The organism is Streptomyces sp. NPDC014889 (assembly GCF_043081205.1).
In the GTDB taxonomy this organism is placed as follows: Bacteria; Actinomycetota; Actinomycetes; order Streptomycetales; family Streptomycetaceae; genus Streptomyces.
The window spans coordinates 1-26497 of the sequence record NZ_JBIBWH010000031.1 but is presented as its reverse complement, the minus strand read 5'-3'; the positions used below and the strand labels follow the sequence as shown (position 1 = coordinate 26497).

At 72.3% G+C, this 26497-nt stretch carries 21 protein-coding genes; 7 read left to right on the top strand and 14 right to left on the bottom strand.

Annotation, left to right across the window (positions count from 1 at the left end):
- Positions 1–14: 14 nt before the first annotated feature.
- On the bottom strand, positions 15–1529 hold the full coding sequence (locus ACF09J_RS35475) for a hypothetical protein (protein WP_392309583.1): 1515 nt from the start codon (positions 1527–1529) through the stop codon (positions 15–17).
- A 130-nt stretch (positions 1530–1659) separates the two neighbouring features.
- Positions 1660–3018 (bottom strand): PP2C family protein-serine/threonine phosphatase, encoded by a 1359-nt coding sequence (locus ACF09J_RS35470; RefSeq protein WP_392309582.1) that lies wholly within the window; start codon positions 3016–3018, stop codon positions 1660–1662.
- A gap of 215 nt (positions 3019–3233) precedes the next feature.
- Between ACF09J_RS35470 and ACF09J_RS35465 the strand changes: the two genes are divergently transcribed.
- The 3 genes from ACF09J_RS35465 (at position 3234) to ACF09J_RS35455 (ending at position 5556) form a co-directional block, all read left to right on the top strand.
- A complete protein-coding gene (locus ACF09J_RS35465) occupies positions 3234–3566 on the top strand; it encodes a cupin domain-containing protein (RefSeq protein ID WP_392309581.1) in 333 nt (110 codons plus the stop codon).
- A gap of 141 nt (positions 3567–3707) precedes the next feature.
- A complete protein-coding gene (locus ACF09J_RS35460) occupies positions 3708–4451 on the top strand; it encodes a DUF2249 domain-containing protein (protein ID WP_392309580.1) in 744 nt (247 codons plus the stop codon).
- Between the two features lie 169 nt (positions 4452–4620).
- Positions 4621–5556: a sigma-70 family RNA polymerase sigma factor gene (locus tag ACF09J_RS35455; protein ID WP_392309584.1), complete on the top strand. Its 936-nt coding sequence runs from the start codon at positions 4621–4623 to the stop codon at positions 5554–5556.
- Between the two features lie 93 nt (positions 5557–5649).
- On the opposite strand, the gene ACF09J_RS35450 is transcribed toward ACF09J_RS35455, so the two are convergent.
- Positions 5650–5820, bottom strand: coding sequence for a hydrophobic protein (locus ACF09J_RS35450; protein WP_326805696.1), 171 nt, complete (start codon positions 5818–5820; stop codon positions 5650–5652).
- Between the two features lie 200 nt (positions 5821–6020).
- Here ACF09J_RS35450 and ACF09J_RS35445 point away from each other — a divergent pair, with 200 nt between their 5' ends.
- Entirely contained in the window at positions 6021–7094 is a 1074-nt protein-coding gene (locus ACF09J_RS35445) for an NAD(+)/NADH kinase (protein ID WP_392309579.1), read from the top strand.
- 28 nt (positions 7095–7122) lie between these two features.
- On the opposite strand, the gene ACF09J_RS35440 is transcribed toward ACF09J_RS35445, so the two are convergent.
- A complete protein-coding gene (locus ACF09J_RS35440; RefSeq protein WP_392309578.1) occupies positions 7123–8223 on the bottom strand; it encodes a PP2C family protein-serine/threonine phosphatase in 1101 nt (366 codons plus the stop codon).
- A 234-nt stretch (positions 8224–8457) separates the two neighbouring features.
- The gene (locus ACF09J_RS35435) at positions 8458–9813 is read right to left on the bottom strand and encodes an endo-1,4-beta-xylanase (protein ID WP_392309577.1); all 1356 of its coding nucleotides are present in this window, start codon (positions 9811–9813) and stop codon (positions 8458–8460) included.
- Positions 9814–10057: 244 nt separating this feature from the next.
- Between ACF09J_RS35435 and ACF09J_RS35430 the strand changes: the two genes are divergently transcribed.
- A complete protein-coding gene (locus tag ACF09J_RS35430; RefSeq protein ID WP_392309576.1) occupies positions 10058–11362 on the top strand; it encodes a PHB depolymerase family esterase in 1305 nt (434 codons plus the stop codon).
- Positions 11363–11464: 102 nt separating this feature from the next.
- Here the strand turns inward: ACF09J_RS35430 and ACF09J_RS35425 are convergent, their stop codons facing one another.
- The 9 genes from ACF09J_RS35425 to ACF09J_RS35385 form a co-directional block, all read right to left on the bottom strand.
- On the bottom strand, positions 11465–11947 hold the full coding sequence (locus tag ACF09J_RS35425; RefSeq protein ID WP_392309575.1) for an SRPBCC family protein: 483 nt from the start codon (positions 11945–11947) through the stop codon (positions 11465–11467).
- 109 nt (positions 11948–12056) lie between these two features.
- Positions 12057–13100: an L-glyceraldehyde 3-phosphate reductase gene (mgrA, locus tag ACF09J_RS35420; protein WP_392309574.1), complete on the bottom strand. Its 1044-nt coding sequence runs from the start codon at positions 13098–13100 to the stop codon at positions 12057–12059.
- A 148-nt stretch (positions 13101–13248) separates the two neighbouring features.
- On the bottom strand, positions 13249–13656 hold the full coding sequence (locus tag ACF09J_RS35415; protein WP_392309573.1) for a roadblock/LC7 domain-containing protein: 408 nt from the start codon (positions 13654–13656) through the stop codon (positions 13249–13251).
- Between the two features lie 130 nt (positions 13657–13786).
- Positions 13787–14980, bottom strand: a complete 1194-nt coding sequence (locus ACF09J_RS35410) for a PP2C family protein-serine/threonine phosphatase (protein WP_392309572.1) — start codon at positions 14978–14980, stop codon at positions 13787–13789.
- Positions 14981–15728: 748 nt separating this feature from the next.
- Complete coding sequence (locus ACF09J_RS35405; RefSeq protein ID WP_392309571.1) at positions 15729–18524, bottom strand: SpoIIE family protein phosphatase; 2796 nt, start codon at positions 18522–18524, stop codon at positions 15729–15731.
- 99 nt (positions 18525–18623) lie between these two features.
- Positions 18624–20993 (bottom strand): SpoIIE family protein phosphatase, encoded by a 2370-nt coding sequence (locus tag ACF09J_RS35400; protein WP_392309570.1) that lies wholly within the window; start codon positions 20991–20993, stop codon positions 18624–18626.
- A 202-nt stretch (positions 20994–21195) separates the two neighbouring features.
- Positions 21196–21672 carry a GNAT family N-acetyltransferase gene (locus ACF09J_RS35395; RefSeq protein ID WP_326805706.1) on the bottom strand — a complete coding sequence of 159 codons (477 nt, stop codon included), beginning with the start codon at positions 21670–21672 and terminating at the stop codon, positions 21196–21198.
- A 49-nt stretch (positions 21673–21721) separates the two neighbouring features.
- Positions 21722–23176: a glyceraldehyde-3-phosphate dehydrogenase gene (locus ACF09J_RS35390; protein ID WP_392309569.1), complete on the bottom strand. Its 1455-nt coding sequence runs from the start codon at positions 23174–23176 to the stop codon at positions 21722–21724.
- A gap of 173 nt (positions 23177–23349) precedes the next feature.
- Positions 23350–23796 carry an SPW repeat protein gene (locus tag ACF09J_RS35385; protein WP_392309568.1) on the bottom strand — a complete coding sequence of 149 codons (447 nt, stop codon included), beginning with the start codon at positions 23794–23796 and terminating at the stop codon, positions 23350–23352.
- 261 nt (positions 23797–24057) lie between these two features.
- Between ACF09J_RS35385 and ACF09J_RS35380 the strand changes: the two genes are divergently transcribed.
- Together ACF09J_RS35380 and ACF09J_RS35375 are read left to right on the top strand one after the other, a co-directional pair.
- Positions 24058–25119 carry a PucR family transcriptional regulator gene (locus ACF09J_RS35380; protein WP_392309567.1) on the top strand — a complete coding sequence of 354 codons (1062 nt, stop codon included), beginning with the start codon at positions 24058–24060 and terminating at the stop codon, positions 25117–25119.
- Between the two features lie 259 nt (positions 25120–25378).
- Entirely contained in the window at positions 25379–26467 is a 1089-nt protein-coding gene (locus ACF09J_RS35375) for a hydrogenase expression protein HypE (RefSeq protein ID WP_392309566.1), read from the top strand.
- The last annotated feature ends 30 nt before the right edge of the window (positions 26468–26497 follow it).

The following is a 26497-nucleotide window of genomic DNA, read 5'->3' as shown; positions in this document are numbered from 1 at the left end:
AGTGGTCATGTGACTTACTGCCCCTCACTGTTCGGGTTCCGGGGGTCGGTGGCGGTGTACGGCTCCAGCTCGTCGGGCCGGAAGTAGTGGAAGCGGCCGTACCAGGTGTGCAGTTCGGCCGCGGGGTCGTCGTCGAGGGTGACGGCGAGGTGCACGCTGCCGTCCACGTCGTGGAAGACCGCGGCGACGCGCGCGGTGCGCCCGGCCAGGAACATGTCCTGGGCGTCGGCGCCCCGGCTCCGAGGACGCAGCCGGACACGGCTGCCGCCTCCCACGGGCACGCCGTCGACGGGCACCGTCTCGGTGGTGGGGGAGAGGCCGTCGTCACCGCCCTCCTGCCACCAGGCGGGCCGCTCCTCCATGGCGAGGCCGCCCGTGGCGGCGGGCGCGGCGGGAGCCAGCGAGCGGATGGCGCCGTGCAGCCGGGACAGGACCTCCGGCGGCATGTTGTCCACCCGGTCCAGGATCTCGGCGGCGCGCGGGTCGGTGGCGCGTGCCTCGCGCTTCTCCTCGTCGGTCAGGAGCATCGTCCGCAGGGTCAGGATCTCGTCGATCTCCGCCGCGTCGTGCAGGTCGCCCGGACTCTCGGGCGCGACCTGCGGGCGGTCGGGCAGGATGATCGGCGCGGACAGCAGCACGGGGCCGGTGTCGCCGTCCGGCGACCGCGTGTCGTGCGCGCCGCCCGGGGCGGACGGTGCGCCGCCGAGCACGGGGAAGGTGAACGCGTTGCGGCAGTCGCGCACGTGCGGCACCAGGTCCGCGGGCGGGTCGGTCAGCGAGACGAACTCCACGCCCGTGCCGCCGATGAGGGTGTGCGTGGCGATGAGCGCCTGGCGCACCGCCGTGTCCCGCGGGGCCCGCGGATCGGCCGCGTGGCCGGTGTTCTCGGTGCGCACGCGCAGCCGGACCAGGCCGTCCGCGAGCCGCTCGGCCGTGAGCGTGGTGTCCGCCCGGATCTCCGCGCGCCGCCGTACGATCCGCCCGGCGCCCCCGGGCAGCGGCTCGCTCTCCTCGCCGGCCGCCGCTCCCACGGGGGCGGTGTGCTCCCGCCGCAGCAGGTCCTCCAGCGGTACGACGAGGTCGGTCTCGCGCGGCACCGCCTCGTCGAAGGTCAGATGCGTCGTGCCGTCGCCGGCCCGCAGCGACTCGACGGGACGGTGTCCGCCGTCCGGGCCGGTCTCCTCCACCTGCTTGTGCTGCGCCTGGAGGTAACGCACCCGGATCCGCAGGACGGCGTCCGGCGCGTGGACCCGCAGCAGGCACTCGGTCCGCTGGTACCAGGAGTCGGCGGAGCCGGACACGCCGACCGTGACAGGCCCGTCGCGCTCCACCCAACTCCGTGGCAGCAGGACCCCGAACTGCCACCGGACGCGGTTCTTGGGGGAGGAGCGGCGGTACGGATAGAGCAGGTAGCCCTCGTAGAGGACGGCGTCGGCGACCGCGCCCACCTCCTCGAAGGGCCGCCCGCCGGAGCCGACCGGCACGGTACCGTCGCCGCCCACGGCACCCTCGACCACAGCATCCGGCATCTGGCTCTCCTCGGACTCGCAGGTTCGCCATGCCTTCCACCACCCGCCCACCGCTCACGCGCCCTCTCCCCCTCCTGCCCAGCGCAGTTGGGCCGTCCGGGGGAGTGGCGGCGGTCGCCCGGGGGCCCGCTCAGTCCGGCGGGCGCGGCACGCGCAGGGCCAGCAGCGCCACGTCGTCGTCGTAGCCGTCCTGGCGGCCGAGCAGCGCGTCGCACAGGGCCTCCAGCGGGGCGGAGGCCAGGGCGGCGGCATGGTCCGCCAGGTCCCACAGACCGGTGTCGATGTCCCGGTCACGGCGCTCGATCAGGCCGTCGGTGAACAGCAGCAGGGTGCTCTGCGGGGGCAGTACGTGCCGGTGGTCGGGACGAGGCAGACCCGGCTGGACGCCGACCGGGATGCCGTGCGCCTCCGGGGCGAGCCACTGGGCCGCGCCGTCCGCGGTGATCAGCAGCGGCGGTGGGTGTCCCGCGTTGGTCCAGCTCAGGACGTACCCGGCGGCCGGCTCCCGCTCGATGCGGGCGAGGACCAGGGTGGCGGCCGGTGGCTCGTCGAACGCGGTCAGTGCCCGGTCGAGCCGTTCCACGACCAGGCTGGGCGGCCCGCACCGGTCGACGGCCAGGGCCCGCAGCATGTTGCGGATCTGGCCCATCAGCGGTGCCGCCTCCACGTCGTGGCCGGTCACGTCACCGACGACGAGGAGGACCGCCCCGTCGGGCAGCCCGAGGGCGTCGTACCAGTCACCGCCGAGGTGCGGAAGCTCGGACGCCGGCTCGTAGCGGGCCTCCACGAGCAGCGGGGACAGGTCGGGCAGCACCGGCAGCAGACGCCGCTGGAACTGCTCGGCGGACCGCTTGAGCCGTCCGTACAGGCGGGAGTTCTCGATGCTGACGCTCGCGGCGCTGGCCAGCGCGGTGAGCAGGGCCTCGTCGGCGTCGGCGAAGGGCGTGCCGTCCTCCTTGTCCGCCAGATAGAGGTTGCCGTAGACGGTGCCGCGCACGGTCAGCGGGACCCCGAGCAGCGTGGTCATGACCGGGTGGCCCTCCGGGAAGCCGACCGAGCGGGAGTCGGCGGCGATGTCGTCGACCCGCAGCGGCTTGGGCTCCTCGATCAGCCGGCCCAGCAGCCCATGGCTCTGCGGCAGCCCCGATTCGGCCAGGAGGCGCTCGGCGTCGGCGGCGCCGACGGTGATCAGGTCGATGATCTCCCCGCCCTCGCTGAGCACGCCGAGGGCGCCGTAGCGCGCGGCGACGAGATCGGTGCCCGCCCGCACCAGGTGCCGCAGCACGGTGCGGGTGTCCATGTCGGCGCTGATGGCCACCACCGCGTCCAGCAGACAGTGCAGCCTGCGGCGGTCCAGGCTGAGCTGCCGGATCTGGGCGCTCAGCTCCTCGACGGCCTCACCACCCGGCGTCCGGCCGCTCTCCGGGGCCGCGGCCGCCCCAGGGCCGGCCGCCTCCTCCGGCTCCGGCCGCCATGGTTTGTCCGACATGGGGCACCTCCCGGCAGGGCCGGTGCTCGACGGTGTCCGTCGTTCGTCCTCACTCACCGTACGGGCCCGGCACGGCCACCCTACGCCGGGTGAGGAGACGGCGGCCTCCCTCCGCCCGCCACGAGCCGGAGCGGGAAAGCCCGAAGGCGGCGGCGCACCGGCGTACGCTACGGAACTGCCCAGCTCAGGTCCCCTCGTGAGGAAGAGTCACCGTGATGCAGAAGATCTCCCTCGACGCCCTCGCCCGTGAGCACCTCGGACGCGCCGAGGCATCCTCGGCCGGCCGCAGCGCGGAGACCGTCTACGGCGGTCACGAACACGTACTGCGTCAGACGCTCATCACCCTGCGCGCCGGCACGGCCCTCGCCGAGCACGACAACCCCGGTGAGGCGACCGTGCTGGTGCTGCGCGGGCGCGTGGTGCTGCGCAGCGGCGACACGTCGTGGGAGGGCATGGCGGGGGACCTGCTCATCGTGCCGCAGTCCCGGCACAGCCTGGAGGCCGTCGAGGACGCCGCGGCCCTGCTGACGGTCACCAAGACCTCCTGACCTGGCGGTCCTTCGGGTCCCTCCGCCGCGGGCCGTGGGCGGAGGGACGTGCCGCGGTATTTTCACGAATAGCCCATGTAATAATGGGGGAAACGCCGGGGTCGGCGTGGGGCGACGAGCGCGCACGAGAAGGGGACAGCCGTGGGACAGTCCTTCGAGGTCCACATCCGCAACACCACGACCGACCCGGCCGTCCTGGCCGAGGCCGCGATCCTGGCCGCGCGGCGCCGCATGCTCGGCGCGCTGCGGTCCAGGACGGCGCTGCTGACCGAACTCCGGCTGGGCCGCACCGACCGGGAACAGGCACGAGTGGCCCTGACCGACTTCTGCACCGGGGAGGTGCGCCGCCACCTGGCGGCGAGCGACGAGGCGCTCTACGCGCCGGCCGAGGGCGCGGCCGAGACGCGGCTGCTGATCAGGGCCCTGCGGACCACCTCGGCCGCCGTCGGCGCCGGGATCGACGCGCTCGCCGCGGCCGACGACGCGGACTCCGCGGCCGATGCCGCCCGGGACATCGCGAGCCTCCTCACCGTCCATCTCGCCGTCGAACAGGACGTGCTGCTGCCCGCGCTCGCCCTCCTGCCCGGCGCAGACCTGCCGATCCTGGCCGCGGACTTCGAGACCCTGCTCGACGGCGGCCGGCTCGACCGGCCTGCCGTCGTCGACGTCACCTCGATCCCGCACGGCAGGCGCCACCCGCGCATCTTCGCCCGCTTCGCCCGGCTGGGGCCCGGTGAGGCGTTCACCCTGGTCAACAATCACGACCCCAAGCCCCTGCGCCGCGAGTTCGAAGCCACCCACCCCGGCGCGTTCACCTGGGACTGCCTCGAATCGGGGCCCGAGCGCTGGCAGGTGCGCATCGGCCGGAGGGCCGCCGGGGCCTGACGCCCGCCCCCTCGTCCGCCGCACGTATGGCTCGCGGCCGCTCCGGGTACCCGAACGGCGCCCGCGACGAGATGAGGAGCGCGTGATGGCTCCCGCGAAGCAGAGGACGGCGGCGTCCCCACGCACCGGACGACGGGTGTCGGCCCGTGCCACCAAGCGGTACGACGCGATGCCCGAACTCGACGGAGAACCCGATCTGCTCGGTCAGTACCTGCGCCAGATCGGGCTGACCCCGCTGCTCGACGCGGAGGGCGAGGTGCGGCTCGCCCGGTGCATCGAAGCCGGTCTGCAGGCCACGGAGGAACTGCGGCAGGCCGACGAGGACGGCCGTGAGCTCGCGCCGGAGCGCAGGCGGGAACTGGAGTCCGCCGTCCATGACGGCCAGGAGGCCAAGGACCACATGGTGCGGGCCAACCTCCGGCTCGTCGTGGCCATGGCCAAACGGCACGCCCACCGCGGGCTGCCGCTCCTCGACGTCATCCAGGAGGGCAACCTCGGGCTCATCCGGGCCGTGGAGAAGTTCGACCACACCAAGGGGTTCAAGTTCTCCACCTACGCCACCTGGTGGATCCGTCAGGCGATGGAGCGCGGCCTCGCCACGCACGCGCGTTCCGTGCGGCTGCCGATGCACGTCGTGGAGCAGTTGCAGAAGCTCGCCAAGATCGAACGGAAGCTGCAACTGCGCCTCGAACACGAGCCGACCGTCGAGGAGGTCGCCCAGGAGAGCGGCCTCGCCGAGGACAGGGTCGTCTGGCTGCGCCGCGTCGGCCGGCAGGTGATCAGCCTGGACATGCCGGTGGACGACACCGGCGAGACGGTGGTCGGCGATCTCATCCCCGACACGGAGGTGCTGCAGGCCCCCGAGGTCGCCGAGTACCAGGCGCTGGCCGAGGAACTGCGGGAGGCCGTCGACACCCTGGCGCCGCGCGAGGCACTCATCCTCAGCCTGCGGTACGGCCTGCACGACGGGCACCAGCGCACCCTGAACGAGGTCGCGCAGCACGTGGGCCTGACCCGTGAGCGCGTACGCCAGCTGGAGAAGCAGTCACTGGCCCAGCTCAGGGAACAGGAGCCGGGCGAACGGCTCCTGGCGTGGGCGGGCTGACGGCCCCGGGCGGAGCCGGGCAGAACAGTGCGCCCGGCACGATCGCCGGGCGCACGGCTCCGCTCCGGCCGCCGCGACGCACGGCGGCCGCCGTCACCAGCGGTACCAGCGGCCCCTCCGGCCGCCGGCGCCCTCGGACCGTGCGACGAAACCGAGCAGCCACAGCACGAGCACGATGATCGCGATCCACCACAGCGCCTTCAGAGCGAACCCGGCGCCGAAGAGGATCAGGGCGAGCAGGAGAACGAGCAGCAAGGGAACCATGGATATCAACCTCCGGACCTTCGAATGCCCGGCATACGCGGGAACACACCCTGGGAATCTCGGTGTTTCCGTAGGTGAGGCAGGGGAACTCGTGCATGCTGCCCGCGAGTCGGCCAGTGCGGCCGAACGGGGTCGGACAGAGGACGGCGTCCGGCATCGAGCCGGAGCCGGCCCGGGTGCGCGGATCTCCGGAGGCAGAGGTGACGGTGCGTCGTATCGGCCTGGTCGTCCACGGCGGGCGCGGTGAGGCCGCGGTCGCCGCCCGCACCGTGCGCGAGTGGTGCGACGGGCACGGCGTGGGGTGCGCGGACATCGACGTGTGGCACGACGGAGGGCGGCGCAGCGCCCGGGAGGAGATCGAGGCCGCGGGCGACCCGGACCTCGTCGTCACCCTCGGCGGCGACGGCACGTTCCTGCGCGGCGCCCGGCTGGCCGCCGTGAACGACGCCCTGGTCCTGGGCGTCGACCTCGGCCGGGTCGGCTTCCTCACGGAGGTTCCCGTCACGGTCGTGCGGGCCGCGCTCGACGCCGTCGTCGCGGAGCGCCTCACGGTGGAGAGCCGGATGATGCTCAACCTGCGCGCCTCGCGCCGCCTGGAGGTGCCGGCCGACATCGAGGAGCTGATGCGCTACGGCCGCCGCCCCCTCCTGCCGCCACCGCGGGTGCGCGCCGACTGCCAGGCCGGCGGCGACTGGGGCATCCCGCTGAACGTCACTGCGCTGAACGACGTCGTGCTGGAGAAGCTGGCCCGGGACCGGCAGGTGTCCGTCGGCGTCTACCTCGCGGGCCGGCTCCTGGCGTCCTATTCGGCCGACGCCCTGCTGGTCGCCACCCCGACCGGCTCCACGGCCTACAGCTTCGCCGCCGGGGGCCCGGTCGTCTCGCCCCGCGCGGACGCCCTCGTCTTCACCCCGGTCGCCCCGCACATGGTCTTCAACCGGTCCGTCGTGGCCGCGCCCGACGAACCGATCGGCCTGCGCGTCCTGGAACGCTCGGGCCAGGCCGCCGTCACCATCGACGGCCAGTTGCGCGGTGTGCTCGACCCCGGCGACTGGATCGGCGTCTACGCCGCGTCGCGCCGGCTGCGGGCCGTCCGCCTCGGCCCCATGGACTTCTACGGCCGTCTGCGTGACCGCATGAACCTTACCGACGCCCCGGCCGCGGTCGCCGACGGCACCCCGGCCCCCTTGTGGCCGGTGACGTCGCCGCGACCGGCCGACCTCGCCCACCTGGCCCTGCCGGCCCGCCCCGGTGAGGTCTCATGGGTCCCGTGAATCCGCGGTGGGCCGTCCCGGCCGCCGCTCAGGGGCGGGGCTCCGCCGGGAGCCGGTGGGCGGCGAGGGCGGCGAGGTCGTCGTCGAGGCGTCCGTCGCTGTAGACGAGCAGATCCGCGTGCAGGCGTTCCAGGAGCGTGCCGGGCGGAAGGCCGGTCCACGGCCGCACGCGCTCGGCGAGCGGGTAGAAGGCGCCGGTGGCATCGCGGGTCTCGGTGACCCCGTCGGTGTAGAGCAGCAACGTGTCGCCGGGCCGGAAGGGCACGACGTCCACCTGGTACATGTCGCCGAGCAGCCCGCCGAGGTTGATGGGCGGCGAGGGCTCGGTCGGATCCAGTTCGCCGACCCGGCCGCCGCCGATGAGCAGCGGAGGCGGGTGGCCGCAGTTGACGAGACGCACGACGTGCTCGTGGTCGGGGATCTCCGCGAACACCGCCGTCACGAAGCGCTCGGCCGCCTCGGTGCCGGGCAACTGCGCGGCGTAGCGGCTCATGCTGCGCTCCATCCGCCGGGCCAGACCGGCCAGATCGGGCTCGTCGGGCGCGGCCTCGCGGAAGGCTCCGAGCATCGTGGCGGCCGTCTCCACGGCGACCAGGCCCTTGCCGCGGACGTCGCCGACGAGCAGCCGCACTCCGTACGCCGTCGCCACCGCCTCGTACAGATCGCCGCCGATCCGCGCCTCGGCCGCCGCCGAGAGGTACAGGGTCTCCACGGCGACCTGGCCGAGCCGGTGGGGGACCGGGCGCAGTAAGACGCGCTGCGCGGTCTCCGCCACGGAACGCACCGTGGCGAGGGTCTGCTCCCGGCGCGCACGGTGCGCCGCGAGGATCGTGCCGAGGATGCCCACCACGAAGGTGCAGATGTAGTTGGCCACGTAGTGGCGGTCCCAGAGATTGCCCACGGAGCGGCCCGCACAGCACGGGGTGCCGGCCAGGACGCCCTCCAGGACGATGGCGAACACCGCGACGCCGGCGACCACGGCGGGGCCGTACCCGAAGGCGGCCACCAGCGGCAGGGCGGTGAGCACGAAACTCACGGGCCACAGCGCCGGGGTGACCGGTTCGACGGCGAGGACCACCACGACATAGAAGACCGGCAGCCAGCGCAGCCACAGGGGCTGGGCCGGCACCTGCGACCGTCCCCTCGGCTCGCGCGGACGGCGATCCTCGCGGAAAGACTCAGGCGGCCTGTTCACAGGTACTCCCGGCGGGCTTGATCAGGACGACCAGCCTGCTGTGTCGCACCGCCACCGCCTCGGCATTGCTCCAGGCAAGGGCATGTCAGCGAGGCCGCAGGCCGCCGCGTACGGGCACGACCGGGGCGCGAGACGCGCCCCGGTCGTGCGTGACGTGGCCCGGCCCGGTCAGGACGCCGTGCAGGCTCCGAGCGTCGGTGTGGAGTTGTTGCCGTTCTTCGCCGCGGTGAAGCCGAAGCTGGTCGAGGCGCCCGCCGCGAGACTGGAGTTGTAGGAGGCGGCGCGCACGGTCATGACGGTGCCGCTGCTGTCCCAGCTGGGGGTGCCGTTCCACAGGCTGGCGACCTTCTGCGGCGTGGCGAAGGTGAGCGTCACGGTCCAGCCGTTGATCGGGGCGGAGCCCGCCTTCACGGTGACCTCGCCGTTGTAGCCGTCGTTCCAGTCCGAGGTCCTGGCGAAGGAGACCGTGCAGGTGGCGTTGCCACCGGGGTTGCCGCCGTCCCCGCCCCCGGGGGTGCCCGTCCCGCCGAGCGCGGCGAGGGCCGCGTCGTACGCGGGCTTCTTGCCGTAGTTGGAGTCGAACAGGAGGGGAGTGCCGCTGCTGCGCCACGAGTACTTGTCGGTGACCCCCCAGACGGTGAGGCCCGTGCAGCGGGTCACCGCGAGGCAGGCCTTGACGACGTTCGAGTAGTTGTTGGCCTGGGCGGTGCCGGAGCCCTCGATGTCGAGCTCGGTGATCTGCACGTCCACCCCGAGGTCGGCGAAGCGCTGCAGATTGGCCTGGTAGTCGGACGGGACGGGGGAGGCGCTGTTGAAGTGGGACTGGAAGCCCACGCAGTCGATCGGCACGCCGCGGGACTTGAAGTCCTTGACCATGGCGTAGACCGCGTTGCTCTTCGCGTTGACGCCGTCGGTGTTGTAGTCGTTGTAGCAGAGCTTGGCGTTCGGGTCGACGCTGCGGGCCGTGCGGAAGGCCTCCTCGATGAAGCCGCTGCCGAGCTTGTCCGCGAACGGGGAGCTGCGCAGGGCCCCGCTGGAGCCGTCCTGGTACGCCTCGTTGACCACGTCCCAGGCGTAGATCTTGCCCTTGTAGTGCTGCATGACCTGGGTGATGTGGTTGTTCATCGCCGAGCGCAGGTCGGTCGCGCCCAGGCCCGAGACCCAGGAGGGGAGCTGGGAGTGCCACACCAGCGTGTGCCCGCGGACTTTCATGTTCTGGCTCTGCGCGTGGCTGACGATCTGGTCGGCGTTGCCGAAGGTGAAGGTGTTGCGGGAGCCCTCGGTGGCGTCCCACTTCATCTCGTTCTCGGGCGTGACCTGGTTGAACTCACGGTCGAGTGTGCTGGCGTAGGCGGATTCGCCGAGGTGGTTCGCGGCGACGGCGGTACCGAAGTAACGGCCCTTTCCGGCCGCGGCGGACCCCAGTGTGTCGGCGGCCGCGGCGGTGTGCGACAGGGCGGTGACGGTGGAAGCGGCGAGCAGGACGGCGGTGAACGCCTGCGCCGCCCGTCTGGGCATGGTCATGCCATCTCCGTTTCTCGAAAGTTTCGCTGTCAAGGTCGAATGTGACGCGCAGGTTACGAACAGATCGGGGGCCGGTCAACGGTTCGCGCATGATGGATCGAGGGATGGCCGAAGGTCGCTCTTCCCTTTATCCCTTTGCGAGTTACGGGTGATCCCGGTGGTTGACGCGGGGGTGCGGCGCCTCTAGCGTGACGCGGCGCCTTCCCGAAATCGCTGCGAAAGTTTCGAGCCAAAGGATGCCGACATGCCCCGAACCCGAAGAAGGCCCGGACTCCGCACCTTGCTGACGGCCCTGCTCGCGGGTGTGACGCCCCTGCTCGCGGCACTCCTGCTGGCCGCGCCGAGCGCCCACGCGGCCGCGCTGACGGAGGTGACCGGCTTCGGCGCGAACCCGAGCAACCTGCGCATGTACGTCTACCGCCCGGACAGCGCCCCGGCCCGGCCCGCGGTGCTCGTGGCCGTGCACTACTGCACCGGCTCCGGGCCCGCGTTCCACTCGGGCACCGAGTTCGCCTCGCTCGCCGACCGGTACGGCTTCCTCGTCGTCTACCCCTCGGCCACGCGCAGCGGCGGCTGCTTCGACGTGTCCTCCCCCCAGGCGCTCAAGCGCGGCGGCGGGAGCGACCCGGTCGGCATCATGTCGATGGTCACCTACGCCCAGCAGCACTACGGGGCCGACCCGTCGCGCGTCTTCGTCACCGGCGCCTCCTCGGGGGCGATGATGACCAACGTCCTGCTCGGCGACTACCCCGACGTGTTCAAGGCCGGCGCCGCCTTCATGGGCGTGCCCTTCGGCTGCTTCGCCACCACCGACGGCTCCGAGTGGAACAGCGCCTGCGCAGGCGGCACCGTGATCAGGACACCTCAGCAATGGGGCGACCTGGCCCGCGGTGCCTACCCCGGCTACACCGGGCCCCGGCCACGCATGCAGGTCTGGCACGGCACCGAGGACCCCACCCTGCGTTACCCGAACTTCGGTGAAGAGATCAAGCAGTGGACCGACGTCCTGGGCGTGAGCCAGACCCCCGCCCTCACCGATCATCCGCAGTCCACCTGGACCCGTACGCGCTACGGCGGCACCGGCACCCAGGCACCCGTCGAGGCCGTCAGCGTCCAGGGCGCCGGGCACACCCTGCCGACCTCGGGCATGGCCGCCCGTGCCATCTCCTTCTTCGGCCTGGACTCCACGACCACGCCGCCGCCGACCGACCCTGCCACCACACCGCCGGCGGGCGCCTGCCGGGTGGCCTACACGACCAGCGCCTGGAACACCGGGCTCACCGCGTCCATCACGGTGACCAACACCGGCGCCGCGCCGATCGACGGATGGGCGCTGGCCTTCACCCTGCCGGCCGGCCAGACCATCACCTCCGGCTGGAACGCCACCTTCTCCCCGGCGAACGGGGCCGTCACCGCCCGCAACGTCTCCTACAACGCGACCCTGGCCCCCGGAGCCTCCACCACCCTGGGCTTCCAGGCCAACCACACCGGGAACACCGGGAGCCCGGCGTCCTTCACGCTCAACGGAGCCGCCTGCCAGGTGGGTTGAGAGAACGCGCGGACGCGCCCCGGCGCCTCCCCGGGTCCTCGAAGGACCGTGGGGGCGACCGGGGCGCGGAGCGGCCGGGCTCGGCGTATGCCGCCGGGCTCTTCAGAGGGAGGGGCCGGGGCCGGCGTCCTCGGGACGGATACGGCCACGCCAGGCCCCCGTCTCGCCTCCGTGCTCCTCGATGTACTGCTTGAAGCGCTTCATGTCCCCCTTGACGCGCCGGTCGACCACGCCCAGCATGTCCCCGGCCGTCTCCACGGCGCCGCTGGGCTCCACCTCCATGACCAGTTCGACACGGGTGTGCGTGTCGTCGACGCGCTCGAAGCGGACCGAGCCCTTCTGCCGGGTGTCGCCGGTCGTGCTGCGCCACGTGATGCGCTCGTCGGGCAGCTGGTCGACGATCTCGGTGTCGAACTCCCTGCGCACGCCACCGATCCTGGTGGTCCAGCGGTTGTGGCTGTCGTCGAGCTGCCTGACCTCCTCGACACCCTCCATGAACCTCGGGAACTGCTCGAACTGCGTCCACTGGTTGTAGGCGGCGTGGACGGGGACGTCGACTTCCACTGTTTCCTTGACCGTGCTCATCTGCGCCTCCTGTCTCGCGGATCTGCGGCGGGACGGATGTCCCGCCGCGGAACGGCAGGGGCGACGAGTACCCGCAGGAGCCCGGTTCACGACCCTGATCGGGCGCGGGTCAGCCGAGTTGTCCGGTGCGCGCGGTCCGCCACAGGTCGACGCCGCCGTCGGTGGCGTGCTTGTCGATCTCGGCCAGCTCCTCGGCGCTGAAGTCCATGCGGTCGAGCGCGGCCACGTTCTGCTCCAGCTGCTCCACCCGGGAGGCGCCGATCACCAGGGAGGTGACGCGCTCGTCGCGCAGGGCCCAGGCGAGCGCCGTCTGGGCGAGGGTCTGCCCGCGGCGGGCCGCGACGTCGTTCAGGGCGCGCAGCCTGCGCAGCATGTCCTCGGACAGCCAGGCGCGGTCGAAGGAGGTGCCCTGAGCGGCCCGCGAGTCCTCCGGCACGCCGTCGAGGTAGCGCCCGGTCAGCAGCCCCTGGGCCAGGGCCGTGAAACCGATGACGCCAAAACCCTCCTCCTCCGCGACGTCGAGCAGTCCCTCGTTCTCGATCCAGCGGTTGACCATGCTGTACGAGGGCTGGTGGATGAGCAGCGGGGTGCCCAGCTCGCGCAGGATGGCGGCGGCCTGCCGGCTGCGCTCGGCGTCGTAGGAGGAGATGCCGACGTACAGGGCCTTGCCCTGGCGGACGGCGGTGTCCAGGGCGCCCATCGTCTCCTCGAGCGGCGTGCTCGCGTCCAGCCGGTGGGAGTAGAAGATGTCGACGTAGTCCAGGCCCATGCGCTGGAGCGACTGGTCCAGGGAGGCGAGCAGGTACTTGCGGGAGCCGCCGCCCTGGCCGTACGGGCCGGGCCACATGTCCCAGCCCGCCTTGGTGGAGATCACCATCTCGTCCCGGTACGGCGCGAGGTCCTGCTTCATCAGGCGGCCGAAGTTGATCTCCGCCGAGCCGTAGGGCGGGCCGTAGTTGTTCGCCAGGTCGTGGTGGGTGATGCCCAGGTCGAAGGCGCGCAGGGCGATCTCGCGCTGGGTCTCGAAAGGCCGGTCGTCGCCGAAGTTGTGCCAGTAGCCCAGCGAGAGGACGGGCAGGTCGAGCCCTGACTGCCCGGTGCGCCGGTAGCGCATGGTGCCGTGGTAACGCTCAGCATCCGCGACGTAGGTCATCGGGTGGTCTCCGAGTGGTGCGATGAGGGGCGTCTCCCCGGGACCGGGGGGACGCCCCCACCTTGCTCCAGCATGATCCTGAAGTCCAACCGCTCCGTTCCATCGGACTCAGTGCCGGCGTTTCTGAATCGGGCGTGCGCGCGGCTGCTCAGGAGTCGCGCGGCGGCGCGGTGAGGTGCTCGCCGAGCTGCTCCACGAGTTCGCTCATGGTGTGCCCGACGAGCCCGGCGTCCGCGTCCTCGGTGGTGATCAGCGCCAGATGCGCGCCCTCGCCGGCCTCGACGATGAACAGCACCCCTCCGTAGAACTCGGTCATCGCCGAGCGGACCCCGCCGGTGCCGTCGCCGAACTCGACGGACGCGCCGTGGGACAGGGACTGGATGCCGGCGGCGATCGCGGCGAGCTGGTCGGCCTGGTCGGGGGTGAGCTCGGGGGTGCGGCACAGCTTCAGTCCGTCGCGGGACAGCACGAGCGCGTGCCGTGCGCCCGGGGTCCGCTCCAGCAGGCCCTCCAGGAGCCAGGTGAGCTTGTCGTCCGCGGTGGTCTGGCCGGTCATGAGGTGGTGTCGCCTTCCTGGACAGAGCCTGGCACTCGCCAGTTGCACGTGTTGTCAACTGCCGGTCACTATACGAAACTTGGTGATCATCTTGGCAAGTCCCCGGGGCGGATCTCCCTGGCGGCACCGTTCAGTTGGGGGCCTGGGCCTGGGCCTGCACCATCCGGCCGAAGCGGTGTGCCGTGGGCGCGGCCGGCACACGGCGGATCGCGATCAGGGCCACGTCGTCGTCGAGGCGCCCGCCGGTGTGGGCGAGCAGGTCGCGCTGGACGTGGTGGAGCAGGGACTCCGGGGAGCCGTCGGCCCACTGGGCCGTCCGCTCGACCAGCGGGTAGAAGACACCGCCGCCGTCACGGGCCTCGACGGCCCCGTCGGTGTAGAGCAGCAGGGTGTCGCCGAGACCGAAGGGCAGGACGTCGACGACGGAGCCGTTCGGGTCGGTCAGGCCCACCCCGAGCGGCGGGGCGGGACTGAGATCCGGCATCGTCACCGACCGGTCCGGTCTCAGCAGCAGCGGCGCCACATGACCGCAACTGGTCAGCCGCACGATCGGTTCGTCGTCCGGGATCTCGATCAGCAGGGCGGTGACGAAGCGCTCCCCGGCCTCCTCCTCCGGTTCGAAGTCGGACAGGTAGCGGGTGATGCTCCGCTCCAGGGAGGCGGCGAGGGAGGGCAGCGCGGCGTGGTGGTGAGCGGCCTCGCGGAAGGCGCCGAGCAGCAGGGCGGCCTCCCCGATGGCGGGCAGTCCTTTGCCGCGCACGTCGCCGATCATCACCCGGGCGCCGCTGTCGGTGCGGGCGGCCGCGTAGAGATCGCCGCCGATCGACGCCTCGTCCTCGGCGGCCAGATACAGGGAGGCGAGCTGAAGCGGGCCCAGCCGGGTCGGCAGGGGCCACAGCAGCACCCGCTGGGCGGCTTCGGCGACCGACCGGACCTGGGCCAGCTCGCGGGCGCGGCGGTCGCGGACCGCGCAGAGGGCCACGACCAGCAGGGAGAGCACCGCGAGGGCGATCATCTGCACGAACACTTCCCGGGACGGCAGGATGCCCAGCCGCCAGCCGGCGAATCCCTGGGCCGCCACCGCGGCGGCGCCGACGACCCCGGTGAACCACGGTCCCTCGAACCAGGCGGTGATCGCCGGAGCTATCACCAACAGGGGCCCGAGCACGATGTCGGACGGGGCCACGATGTCGGACACGGTGATGAGGACGATGAGCGCGACCGGGATCAGCAACAGTATGTGGCCTGACTGCCGCCCCTGCGCCCGGTCGGCGAAACGCCCCTGCCAGGAACTCACGCCTACCACAGTGCACCGCTGCGGCATGCCGTGCGAGCGCAGTCACCCGGCTCACCGGCCGGGGACGACGCCCCGTCCGGCCGCTGCGGGCCCGCCCCGCCGCCGCCCGGCCCGCGAACACGGAAGCCCCGGGGTGCCCCGTGCGCCGGGCGCCTGTTCGGGTGGCCCCGGCCACCCGGCACCGAGCGAGCGGGCCTGGCGCACCCGGGGACAGGTCCGCCGGGGCGGCGACCCGTGGTCGCGGAGCTGCGGCGCGTCGCTGTGCGAGCGGGCATTGCTGGCTCGGTGGCAGGGACGTCGGGGTGGTGGCCGGTGGTTGCGCGGCTGCGGTCCGTCGCTGTGCGAGCGCCGATGGCTGGCCCGGGGGTAGGTCCGTCGGGGTGGTGGCCGGTGGTCGCGCGGCTGCGGTCCGTCGCTGTGCGAGCGGGCATTGCTGGCTCGGTGGCAGGGACGTCGGGGCGGTGGCCCGTGGAAGCGCACTTGCGGCGCGCCGCTGTGCGAGCGCCGACGGCTCGCCCGGGGGCAGGTCCGCCCGGGCGGAGCCTCGCGAATGTGGAACTGCGGCCCGCCGCCGCGGCCGCCCCGCCGACCCCACGACATACGTGGGTCACCGTCCCGGTCCCCGGCGCCCATCGCCCGCCGCCTCCCCGTATGACCCCCCGACAACAGGCCCGGCTCCCCGGGACCGACCCGGCGTCCGGCCTCACGCGTGCCAAATCCCGCCCGGCGGTCTCGACGGGCGGCATCGGGGCGGGAGGTGCGGGTGTCGGTTCGTTCACCATGCCATCGCGTCCAGGAGTGCCTCCGGGTCCGGCTCCGGGCGGCCGTCCAGGCTCAGTTCCGCCCAGATCACCTTGCCGTGCGGTACGTAGCGCGTGCCCCACCGGTCCGCGAACTGCGAGACCAGGAACAGGCCCCGGCCGCCCTCGTCGGTGGTCGCCGCCCGCTTGAGGTGCGGCGAGGTGCTGCTGCCGTCCGACACCTCGCAGATCAGCGTGCGCCCGAGCAGGATCCTGACCCGCAGCGGCTCGGCGCCGTAGCGGATGGCGTTGGTCAGCAGCTCGCTGAGCACCAGCTCCGTTGCGAAGGAGGACTCCTCAAGACCCCAGTCGTACAGCCGCCGGGTGACCTCCCCGCGCACCCGGGAGACCGCCTCCACGTCGAACGGCACGTCCCAGACCGCCACCCGCGAGGGGTCGAGCAGCCGCGTCCGGGCGACGAGCAGGGCCACGTCGTCGCTCGGGTGCTCCGGCAGCATCACCTCCATCAGCGCCTGGCAGGTCTCCTCCGGCGTACGGTCCGCGGGCGCGACGGTCTCGGCGAGCAACGAGAGCCCCTCGTCGATGTCCCGTCGGCGGTCCTCGACCAGGCCATCGGTGAACAGCACGAGCCGGCTGCCCTCCGGCAGGCTCAGCTCACCCGACTCGAACGGATGTCCGCCCACCCCCAGGGGCGGCGCCAGGGGAAGGTCCGGGAAGGTCACCCGCCCCACGGGGTCCACCACGGCCGGTACGACGTGTCCCGCGCGGGAGATGGCGCAGTGCCCGCCCACCGGGTCGTAGATGGCGTACAGACACGTGGCCCCCGTGACCGCCGACACCTCGCCGTCCGCGCTCGCCGTCTGGGTGTCAAGGCGCATCACCATCTCGTCCAGATGACCCAGCAGCTCCTCGGGCGGCAGGTCCAGGGACGAGAAGTTCAGCACCGCCGTGCGCAGCCGCCCCATCGTCACCGCCGCGTGCAGCCCGTGCCCCACGACGTCGCCGACCACCAGCGCCACCCGGAAGCCGGGCAGGGGGATGACATCGAACCAGTCGCCGCCCACACCGGACTGGGCCGGCCGGTACCGCCACGCCACCTCAAGCGCGTCCTGGTCGGGCAGGTCCCGCGGGAGCAGACTGCGCTGAAGCGTCACCGCCATCGCGTGCTCGCGGGAGTAGCGGCGTGCGTTGTCGATCGCCACCGCCGCCCGGGCCACCAGCTCCTCGGTGACCGCGACGTCCTCCTCCTCGAACCGCGGCGAGCCCGCGCCGCGCCAGAAGTTGACCATGCCGAGGGGCACGCCCCGCGCCCTCACGGGCACGGTGATCAGCGAATGGATGCCGTGTTCGAGCACCCGGACCGCGCCCTGGGGATCACGGGAGCGCCAGTCCTGCGCGTGGTGCAGGTCCGGCACCAGCACCGCCCTGCCGCGCTGCAGCGCGGCCCCCATCGACGTGTCGGCCACCACGAACTGGATGAGGTCGCCCACCGGCTGCAGGGGACTGCGCGCGTTCGCCTCGTGCAGCGCGGTCCGGCGCATCCGCTGCATCGTTCCGGTCGGCTCGTCGCCGTGCAGCACGGACTCCAGGAGTTCCACGGTGACGATGTCCGCCACCCGCGGAACCGCCACCTCGGCGAGTTCCTGCGCGGTACGGCGTACGTCCAGTGTCGTGCCGATCCGCACCCCGGCCTCGTAGAGCAGTGTCAGCCGTTCCCGGGCCAGCTCCGCCCGGCCCGACAGGGCCCGCAGTTCGGTGGTGTCGCGGAAGCTGGCCACCAGGCCCGGCGCGTTGCCGTACGGGGTGGTGCGCCGGGTGTTGACCGCCAGCAGCCGGTCCCCGGCCGGGAACACCGCGTCGGACGCGACCTCGCCCGACTTCAGCAGCCGCGTCATCTCCGGCCCGAGGCCCAGGTCCGTGACGTGCCGCTGGTCGGCGTCGCGGGGGAGGCCGAGCAGCCGGTGCGCCTCGTCGTTGGCGAGCAGCAGCCGTCCGTCGGCGTCGACGATCAGTACGCCCTCGCGCACCGCGTGCAGCACGGCGTCGTGGTGCTCGTACATGCGGGTCATCTCGGTGGGGCCGAGACCGCGGGTCTGCCGGCGCAGCCGCCGGGTGATGAGGAAGGTGCCGCCGGTCGCGAGCACCACGGCCAGCGCCGCCGCGTCCAGCACCATCGGGATCTGCTGGTCCAGCAGGTGCCCCAGGGTCTGGTACTCGATTCCCGCGGTGACGATGCCGATCACGTGCCGGCCGGCGCCCACCACGGGCACCACCGCGCGTACGGAGTCGGTCGGGCTGCCGTGGAACGTCTCGGTGAAGGTCTTGCCCGCGATGGCGCGGCCGACCTCCTGGGCCGGCGTGCCGATCAGCCGCGGCTCCGGGTCGGTGAGCCGCACGCCCCGCCTGTTCAGTACGGAGATGAAGTCGACGCCGGAACTGAGCTGTGCCTTCTCCGCCGGGATCCTCAGCAGCGCCGACGGATCGGGCGACTGGAGGGCCACGGCCGTGCCGGGTGCCTGGGCGAACGCCTCCGCGACGGCCAGGGAGCGTGCCTTGGCGATGTTCTCCCCGTCGTACCGCCGCTGGAGCACCACGGCGGTGGTGGCCGCGGCGACGAGCACCAGTACGACGATCACCTGCAGAAGGAAGACCTGCGCGGCCACCGTGCCGGGCCGCCAGGACGGTGGAAAACGAAGTCCGGTGGCGCTCCGGGCCGTCCAGGTCGCCGGGGGGCGGGCTCCACCGTCCGACCGCCGCTCACCGAACGGCGGTTGCGCTGCCCCCCGGGGCTGGCGGGAAGAACCGACCATGCTCTCAGTTCTAACACCGTGCTTCCCCACCGGGCGACCGGTATGTCTGCTCCATCCCTATATAGAGCGGTCTTTCCCTGGGTGTATAGGCGGTTTTGCCTAAATATCACCGGGGAGGGGCTGCTCCGTCCAGATCGTCTTGCCGGAGCCGGTGTACCGGGTGCCCCAGTGCTGGGCGAGCTGGGCGACCAGGAACAGGCCCCGTCCGCCCTCGTCCGTGCTGCGTGCGCGCCGCAGGTGCGGGGAGGTGTGGCCGCCGTCGGAGACCTCGCAGATCAGGGTGGACTCGTGGATGAGCCGCAGACCGATCGGCCCGCGGGCGTGCCGGATGGCGTTGGTGACCAGTTCACTGACGATCAGCTCGGTGGTGAAGGCCAGTTCGTCCAGGCCCCACTGCGACAGCCGGTCGCTGACGTCGTCGCGCACCACGCGCACGGCCGACGGGTCGTCGGGCACGTCCCAGGACGCCACCCTGTCGGGGCTGAGGACGCATGTCCTGGCGACGAGGAAGGCGACGTCGTCCCGGGGCCGGTCGGCCAGCAGGGCGCGGACCATGATGTCGCAGATCTCCTCCAGCGGCCGGTCGGGGTGGGCCAGGGCGAAGCACAGCCGCTCGATCCCGATGTCGACGTCCTGTTCCGCCGCCTGGATCAGCCCGTCGGTGTAGAGGGCGACGACGCTGCCCTCCTCCAGTGGGATCTCGGCCGACTCGAACGGCAGGCCGCCGAGCCCCAGGGGCGGGCCGGCGGGGATGTCGGGGAACTCCACGGGCTCGGTCAGGTGCGCGACGGCCGGGCTGGGGTGTCCGGCGCGGGCCACGACCATCGTCCGGGCGATGGGGTCGTAGATGGCGTACACGCAGGTCGCGCCAGCCGCGGCCGGGCCCTCGGCGGCCGCCTCCGCCTCGTCCGACAGGCGCATCACCAGGTCGTTCACGTGCGCCAGCAGCTCGTCCGGGGACTGGTCCAGGTCGGCCAGCGTCTGCACGGCGGCGCGCAGCCGGCCCATGCTGGCCGCGGCGTGCAGACCGTGCCCGATCACGTCGCCCACCACCAGCGCGACCCGGGCACCGGAGAGCGGGATGACGTCGTACCAGTCCCCGCCCACCCCCGACTCCGCGTCGGCGGGGAGATAGCGGTGGGCGACCTCGACGGCGTTGTGCCGGGGCAGGTTGGGTGGCAGCAGGCTGGTCTGGAGGGTGAGCGCGGCCTGGTGCTCCCGGGCGTAGCGCCGGGCGTTGTCCACGCACACGGCGGCCCGTGCCACCAGATCCTCGATCAGGAGCTGGTCGTCCTCGGTGAAGGGGTCGGGGTTCTCCCAGCGCAGGAGGGTCACCACGCCCATGGTGACGCCGCGGGCCCGGAGCGGCAGCACCAGGTGCGTGTGCACCCCGAACCGGTTGATCCCGGTCCACCGCACCGGGTCGTCGGGGAGCCAGGGCGTCCCCGGGCCGAGGGCCTCGCGGCTGGGCTCCCCGGTGGCCAGGCACCTGTTCTGCAGCGAACCTGACGGGTACTGGATGGGTTCGCCGACCTCGGCGATCACCTTGGGCAGGTCCGGCCGGATCGACAGATGGGCCGCCCGGCGCAGCGTGACCGGGCCGTCCGGCGAGCGGGAGGGCGGCCCCTTGCCCGTCGTCGCGACGTCCAGCAGGTCGATGGCCACGAAGTCGGCGAGCTGCGGGACGGCGACCTCCGCGAGCTCCTGGACCGTCCGGCCGAGGTCCAGTGTGGTTCCGATGTGTTCGGCGGCGGCGTTCAGCAGCACCAGCCGCTCACGGGTGGGGTCCGGCACGGTGGCCTTCCGGGCGGCGTAGCAGATGCCGAGCGTTCCGCCCGCGCCGTCGTGCAGCGGGAAGAAGGAGCGTGGCCGGGAGCACTCGCGGCCCGCCCGCCCCGGCTTCCCGCGCCGGAACGGCGCGTGCGCCACGGTGACCTGAGGCTGCCCGGAGACCATCCTCCGCCGGGCGTACCGGGTCACGACGGGCGAGGCCCGGTGGCCCGCACGGGCGCCGGCCGGGGTGGGGCGGGTCGCCTCGGAGTCCACGGCGGCGGCAGCGGTCCGGGTGGCGCCGGGCCTGGCGTAGTCGGCAGGGGCGCGGTCCGCGGGAGCGGTGCCGGCCGGGGTGCCCGCGCCGAGGATCAGCCAGTCGCGGCGGCCGTCGGCGGTGAGCAGCGGGCACACCCGCACGGCGAGCCGCACCGCGTGGCCCGCGCGGTGACGGACCGTGACCACCGCGTCCCCCGCGTGATCGCCCCGGCACAGCCGGGACATCGCGGCGATCGGGTCGTGGCCGCGCAGCAGCGCCCGCGCGGGATGCCGGACGACCTCGATGGCGGAGTAGCCGAGCAGGTCCTGGGCTCCCTGACTCCAGTAGGTGATCAGCCCGTCGGCGTCGATGACCGCCACCGCCGTGGTCGTGCTGAACGGATCGCTCGGGTTCGTACCGCTCGCGCCGTTGATGCCCATGCCTTCATCCTCATCCACGGGCAGGGCCCCCACCAGCCAGGACCGCCACCAGCCATGTTGCCATCGGGGGCGGTGTCCCGCCGCCCGGGAAACGGGCAGCGCGGGGAGACGCGCAACGGGGAGGCGGGCAACGCGGGGGCGGGCAGCAGAGCGGGTGGGCCGGCCGCGGGGTCCGGCCGTACGCCCGTCGCGGCGGCTGCGGCTACGCTCCCGCCCCGAGTGCCTTCAGCGGCTCGTCGGTCAGCCGGTAGACCGTCCACTCGTCCTGCGGGCGTGCCCCCAGGGCCTCGTAGAAGCCGATCGCCGGCCGGTTCCAGTTCAGGACCGACCACTCCAGGCGCTCGTACCCGCGCTCGACGCACACCCGCGCCAGTTCCGTCAGCAGGGCCCGGCCGTACCCTCCGCCGCGCGCCTCCGGGCGGACGTAGAGGTCCTCCAGGTAGATGCCGTGCACGCCCCGCCAGGTGGAGAAGTTGAGGAACCACAGGGCGAAGCCCACCACGTCGCCGTCCGCGTCCTGCGCGATGTGCGCGAACGCCGCGGGGCGCTCGCCGAACAGGGCCTCGGCGAGCTGCTCCGGCGTGGCCCGTACCTCGTCCAAGGCCTTCTCGTACTCGGCCAGTTCGCAGATCAGGGCGTGGATGACGGGGACGTCGGCGGGGGTCGCGGTGCGAATCATGGGCGCAGTCTCACACACCGCGGCCCGCCGCCGGACAAAGGGGTGCGGGTCAGACCGCGGGCGCCGGGTAGGTCGGGTACTCCACCCCGGAGACGTGCTGGACGACGCGGATGACCTGGCAGGAGTAGCCGAACTCGTTGTCGTACCAGAGGTAGAGGATCGCGTTGTCGCCCTCGACCTTGGTGGCGCCGGCGTCAACGATCGAGGCGTGGCGCGAGCCGATGAAGTCGCTGGAGACCGCGTCGGGGGCGCTGGTGAAGTCGATCTGCCGCTTGAGCGGCGAGGTCAGCGACACGTCGCGCAGGTAGTCCAGGACCTCCTCGCGGCTGGTCCCGCGCGCCAGTTGCAGGTTGAGGATCGCGATCGAGACGTCCGGCACCGGCACGCGGATCGAGCTGCCTGTGATCTTCGCCGTGAGGTCGGGCAGCGCCTTGGCCACGGCGGAGGCGGCGCCGGTCTCGGTGATGACCATGTTGAGCGGCGCGGAGCGGCCGCGACGCTCGGCCTTGTGGTAGTTGTCCAGCAGGTTCTGGTCGTTGGTGAACGAGTGGACGGTCTCCACGTGGCCGCGCAGCACGCCGTACTCGTCGTCCATGGCCTTCAGCGGCGGGACGATCGCGTTGGTGGTGCAGGAGGCGCAGGACAGGATCTGCTCGTCCGGCTTGATCGTGTCGTGGTTGACGCCGTGGACGATGTTGGGGACGTCTCCCTTGCCCGGCGCGGTCAGCACGACCTTGTCGATGCCGGGGCGCAGGTGCTTGGACAGGCCCTCGCGGTCGCGCCACTTGCCGGTGTTGTCGATGAGGATGGCGTCCTTGATGCCGTACGCCGTGTAGTCCACCGAACTCGGGTCGTCGGCGTGGATCACCTTGATCTCGTTGCCGTTGGCGATGATCGAGCTGTTCGCCTCGTCGACGGTGATCGTGCCCTGGAACTGGCCGTGGATGGAGTCGCGGCGCAGCAGCGAGGCGCGCTTTACGAGGTCCTCGCCGGCCCGCCCGCCGCCCCCGCGGACGACGATGGCGCGCAGGCGCAGACCGTTGCCGGAGCCGGCCTTCTCGATGAGCAGGCGGGCCACGAGCCGGCCGATGCGGCCGAAGCCGTAGAGGACGACGTCGCGTCCCTCGCGGCTGTCGATCTTGTTGGCACCCGTGGCGCCGGCGACGGCCTCGGCGGTGAACTCCTCCACCGACAGGCCGCGGTCGTCCTCGCGGTACGTCGCGGCCAGCATGCCGATGTCTATCTGGGACGGCCCGAGGTCGAGCGTGGTGAGGGCCCGCAGGAAGGGGAGCGTCTCGGTGACGGACAGCTCCGCACCGGCGATCTGACGGGCGAACCGGTGGGTCTTGAGGATGCTCACCACCGACTTGTTCACCAGGGAGCGGCTGTGGAGGAGGACGGTGACGTCCCGCTCCCGGTGCAGCTTCCCGATCATCGGGATCATCGACTCCGCGATCTCTTCGCGGTGCTTCCAGTTGGTGAACGAGTCGTCGTTGACAGTCACAGATTTATCTTTCGAGCTAGGCGGCGCTCATATGCTAACCCCATGGGTTGTTGATCATGCCAGTGGGCCGTACCCGCTCATCTGCGGGATACGGCCCACGGCCGGGAAACCTTTGTGGCCGGGTCCCTTCGTTGTGGACGTACGGGCGTCACCGCTCGGGCGCGCGCTCGGCGTCACCGGCGGCTGCGGCGGGCGAGCCCGACGGTGAGCCCCATGGCGGCGAGCCCCAGCAGGGCCGTGATCGCGCCCACCCAGCAGTTGTTCCAGATGATGCCGGCCCGGGAACCGTGGGTCGCGGTCACGACCCAGGGGGAGATGATCAGCCAGATGCCGAGCGGGGCGACGATCCATGCCAGGCGGAACATGCGCTCGGGGGCCAGGGTGAGGCCGAGGCCGACCAGGGCGACGGTGATGCCGATGATCAGGTTGTTGACGGCGATATTCGGCTGGGCGGCGAAGTGCACCACCCAGGGTGAAATCGCGGCGTAGACACCGGCCAGGACGATCAGCCCCTCGATGGCGATCGCCCGGTTGCTGGCGGCCGTCCGTTCGAGACGTTCTCGCATCTCGGCGATCTCCGGGTGCGAGCTCATGCCGGTGGAGTGCTGCGGATACGACATCGCTGCCGTCTCCTCTCCATGAGATTGCCAGTGTGGAGTTCTCCTATAAGGCCAAATTCCCTCTTATGCCGTGTTTATCTGTCGCTGTCCGCATTCTTGTGGTGAGTTGCGTCACACGGCGCGGCCTCGGCGGGGCTACGGCGCGGTCCGTCCGCGAGGCGTGCGGAACCGTCTGCCAATCTTGTCGCGTGTGCGTCAAGCAGACGCCGATGACGTGCGGGGATCACGGGGATCAGGGGAGGGCGAGTGACGGTGCCGCGAGTGACGGGGCCAGAGGTGCCCGACGAATATCTGACGGGGTACGTGCAGATCCTGGCCGACGTCTGTGCCACCGGACGCCGTCCGACCCGGGACGAACTGGACCTGCTGCGCGCCCACGGGGAGCGGGCGGCGGAGGACGGCCACGGACTGCGCCGGCTCGTCCGCCGGCACCTCGCCGAGGCGAGGGCCTTCGCGCCCGCGCTGGCGTCCGCCGGCGTCGAACAGGTTCTCGCCGCGGTCGAGCAGGCCGTCGACGCGTTCGCCGAGGGCCACGACCGCGCGCAGAAGCTCGCCATGCGCAAGGAGGAGGCCGCCCGCCGGGAGTTCATCGACGACCTGCTCTACGGCCGCAGCGACCTCGGGCGGCTGGGCGAACGCGCGGAACGCTACGGGCTGCTGTTCTCCCGCGCCCACGCGGTGGCCGTCGCCCAGGGCAGGGAGCCCGTCGACGACACGCACCCGGCCACCCGGTACGTCGAGACCGAGGTGGTCGCCCGCTTCGGTGACCGGCGCATCCTGCTCACCACCAAGGACGGCCGGCTCATCTGCATCGCCCCGGGCGACCAGGACGACGTCCTGGCGTTCTTCGCCAAGCAGGCGTACGCCTCCACCGACGACGGCCGGGTCGCCATCGGACGCCCCCACCCCGGCGCCGGGGGAGTGGTCCACTCCTACGAGGAGGCCCTCAACGCCCTGGAACTCGCCGACCGGCTCGACCTCCAGGAGCCCGTCCTGCGGGCCGCCGACCTCCTGGTGTATCCCGTCCTGACCCGCGACCGGCAGGCCATGGCCGATCTGGTCCGCGACACACTGGGCCCGCTGACGGCCGCCCGCGGCGGGGCCCAGCCGCTCCTGGACACCCTGACCGCCTACTTCGACGCCGGCTGCACGGCCGCGGAAGCCGCCCGCCGCCTCAACCTCAGCGTGCGCGCCTTCACCTACCGCCTGGAGCGCATCCACAAGCTGACCGGAGCCGACCCGGCCGACCCCGTGCACCGCTACACGCTCCAGACCGCCGTGATCGGCGCACGCCTCCTCGGCTGGCCCGCCGCCGAGCTCTGACGGACCGCGGCCGAGGAGTCCCGGCCGCGCGGCGGCGGCGCCGTTCACTCCACTGCCCGTACCCAACGAGCGGTGCTCCCCGACCGGTGTGAGCCTGGTGAGGGGATCCGGTGGGTGCGTCGCGCCGCCGTGGCCCGGAGGACCGCGCGTTCTCCCCGGCCGGTCCGGCCGGTACCGCGACGTCCGTCCCGGCATGCCGCGGTCCGCGGGCCGCCGGCCGCGACCGACTCCGCCACCGACTCCATGGGAGGCCGACGACATGACGACCCAAGGCGGCACCGCTGAAGTCAGCCGGGAGCCCGCGACGCCCCAGGAGCGCCCGGGCTTCGACGAGATCACCATCCTCTGGATCTCCGAGGGCATGAGCTGCGACGGCGACACCGTCTCGCTCACCGCGGCCGACCAGCCCTCCATCGAGGACGTGGTGCTGGGGCTGATCCCCGGTCTGCCGAAGGTGAACCTGGTCAACAAGGTGCTCTCGCCGAGCCTGGGCGGCGAGGACTTCCTCGCCCCCTACCGGGCCGCGGCACGCGGTGAGTTGACCCCCTTCATCCTGGTCATCGAGGGCTCGGTCCCGAACCAGCGGATCATCGAGGGGGACGGCTACTGGACGTCGTTCGGCAACGACCCCGACACCGGGGAACCGCAGACGCTGAACTGGTGGATCGACCAACTCGCCCCTCGTGCCTGGGCGGTGGTGGCGGCCGGCACCTGCGCCACCTACGGCGGCATCCACGCGATGGCGGGGAACCCGACGGGCTGCATGGGGCTGGCCGACTATCTGGGCTGGGACTTCAAGGCGGACAGCGGCCTGCCGGTGGTCAACGTGCCCGGCTGCCCCATCCAGCCGGAGAACTTCATGGAGACCCTGATCTGGGTGCTCTACCATGCGGCGGGATCGGCACCGCCGCCGCCGCTGGATCACATGCTGCGCCCGCAGTGGCTGTTCGGCAAGACGGTCCACGAGGGCTGCGACCGGGGCTCGTACTACGAGCAGGCCGGCTTCGCCACGGACTACAACTCGCCCAAGTGCCTGGTGAAGACCGGGTGCTGGGGTCCGGTGGTGAACTGCAACGTGCCCAAGCGCGGCTGGATGGCGGGCATCGGCGGATGCCCGAACGTCGGCGGCATCTGCATCGGCTGCACCATGCCGGGCTTCCCCGACGCGTTCATGCCGTTCATGGACGAGCCGCCCGGCGGCACCCTGTCGTCGATGCTGGTCAAGCCCTACGGGGCGGTCATCCGGCGACTGCGCGGCCTGACGAACGACATGGTGAACCACGAGCCCAAGTGGCGCCACAACAAACGCAAACTGACCAGCGGTTTCGACCCGCGCTGGCGTCCCTGAAGGAACGAGGTCCAGACCGAGATGACGACC

What these genes read in the sequence shown, in the direction of transcription:
- mgrA (WP_392309574.1), bottom strand. Translation starts at nt 13,100, where the DNA reads ATGACCTACGTCGCGGATGCTGAGCGTTACCACGGCACCATGCGCTAC.
- ACF09J_RS35405 (WP_392309571.1), bottom strand. Translation starts at nt 18,524, where the DNA reads ATGGTCGGTTCTTCCCGCCAGCCCCGGGGGGCAGCGCAACCGCCGTTC.
- ACF09J_RS35465 (WP_392309581.1), top strand. Translation starts at nt 3,234, where the DNA reads ATGCAGAAGATCTCCCTCGACGCCCTCGCCCGTGAGCACCTCGGACGC.
- ACF09J_RS35475 (WP_392309583.1), bottom strand. Translation starts at nt 1,529, where the DNA reads ATGCCGGATGCTGTGGTCGAGGGTGCCGTGGGCGGCGACGGTACCGTG.
- ACF09J_RS35410 (WP_392309572.1), bottom strand. Translation starts at nt 14,980, where the DNA reads ATGCCGCAGCGGTGCACTGTGGTAGGCGTGAGTTCCTGGCAGGGGCGT.
- ACF09J_RS35450 (WP_326805696.1), bottom strand. Translation starts at nt 5,820, where the DNA reads ATGGTTCCCTTGCTGCTCGTTCTCCTGCTCGCCCTGATCCTCTTCGGC.
- ACF09J_RS35415 (WP_392309573.1), bottom strand. Translation starts at nt 13,656, where the DNA reads ATGACCGGCCAGACCACCGCGGACGACAAGCTCACCTGGCTCCTGGAG.
- ACF09J_RS35375 (WP_392309566.1), top strand. Translation starts at nt 25,379, where the DNA reads ATGACGACCCAAGGCGGCACCGCTGAAGTCAGCCGGGAGCCCGCGACG.
- ACF09J_RS35425 (WP_392309575.1), bottom strand. Translation starts at nt 11,947, where the DNA reads ATGAGCACGGTCAAGGAAACAGTGGAAGTCGACGTCCCCGTCCACGCC.
- ACF09J_RS35395 (WP_326805706.1), bottom strand. Translation starts at nt 21,672, where the DNA reads ATGATTCGCACCGCGACCCCCGCCGACGTCCCCGTCATCCACGCCCTG.
- ACF09J_RS35470 (WP_392309582.1), bottom strand. Translation starts at nt 3,018, where the DNA reads ATGTCGGACAAACCATGGCGGCCGGAGCCGGAGGAGGCGGCCGGCCCT.
- ACF09J_RS35400 (WP_392309570.1), bottom strand. Translation starts at nt 20,993, where the DNA reads ATGGGCATCAACGGCGCGAGCGGTACGAACCCGAGCGATCCGTTCAGC.
- ACF09J_RS35385 (WP_392309568.1), bottom strand. Translation starts at nt 23,796, where the DNA reads ATGTCGTATCCGCAGCACTCCACCGGCATGAGCTCGCACCCGGAGATC.
- ACF09J_RS35430 (WP_392309576.1), top strand. Translation starts at nt 10,058, where the DNA reads ATGCCCCGAACCCGAAGAAGGCCCGGACTCCGCACCTTGCTGACGGCC.
- ACF09J_RS35455 (WP_392309584.1), top strand. Translation starts at nt 4,621, where the DNA reads ATGCCCGAACTCGACGGAGAACCCGATCTGCTCGGTCAGTACCTGCGC.
- ACF09J_RS35435 (WP_392309577.1), bottom strand. Translation starts at nt 9,813, where the DNA reads ATGACCATGCCCAGACGGGCGGCGCAGGCGTTCACCGCCGTCCTGCTC.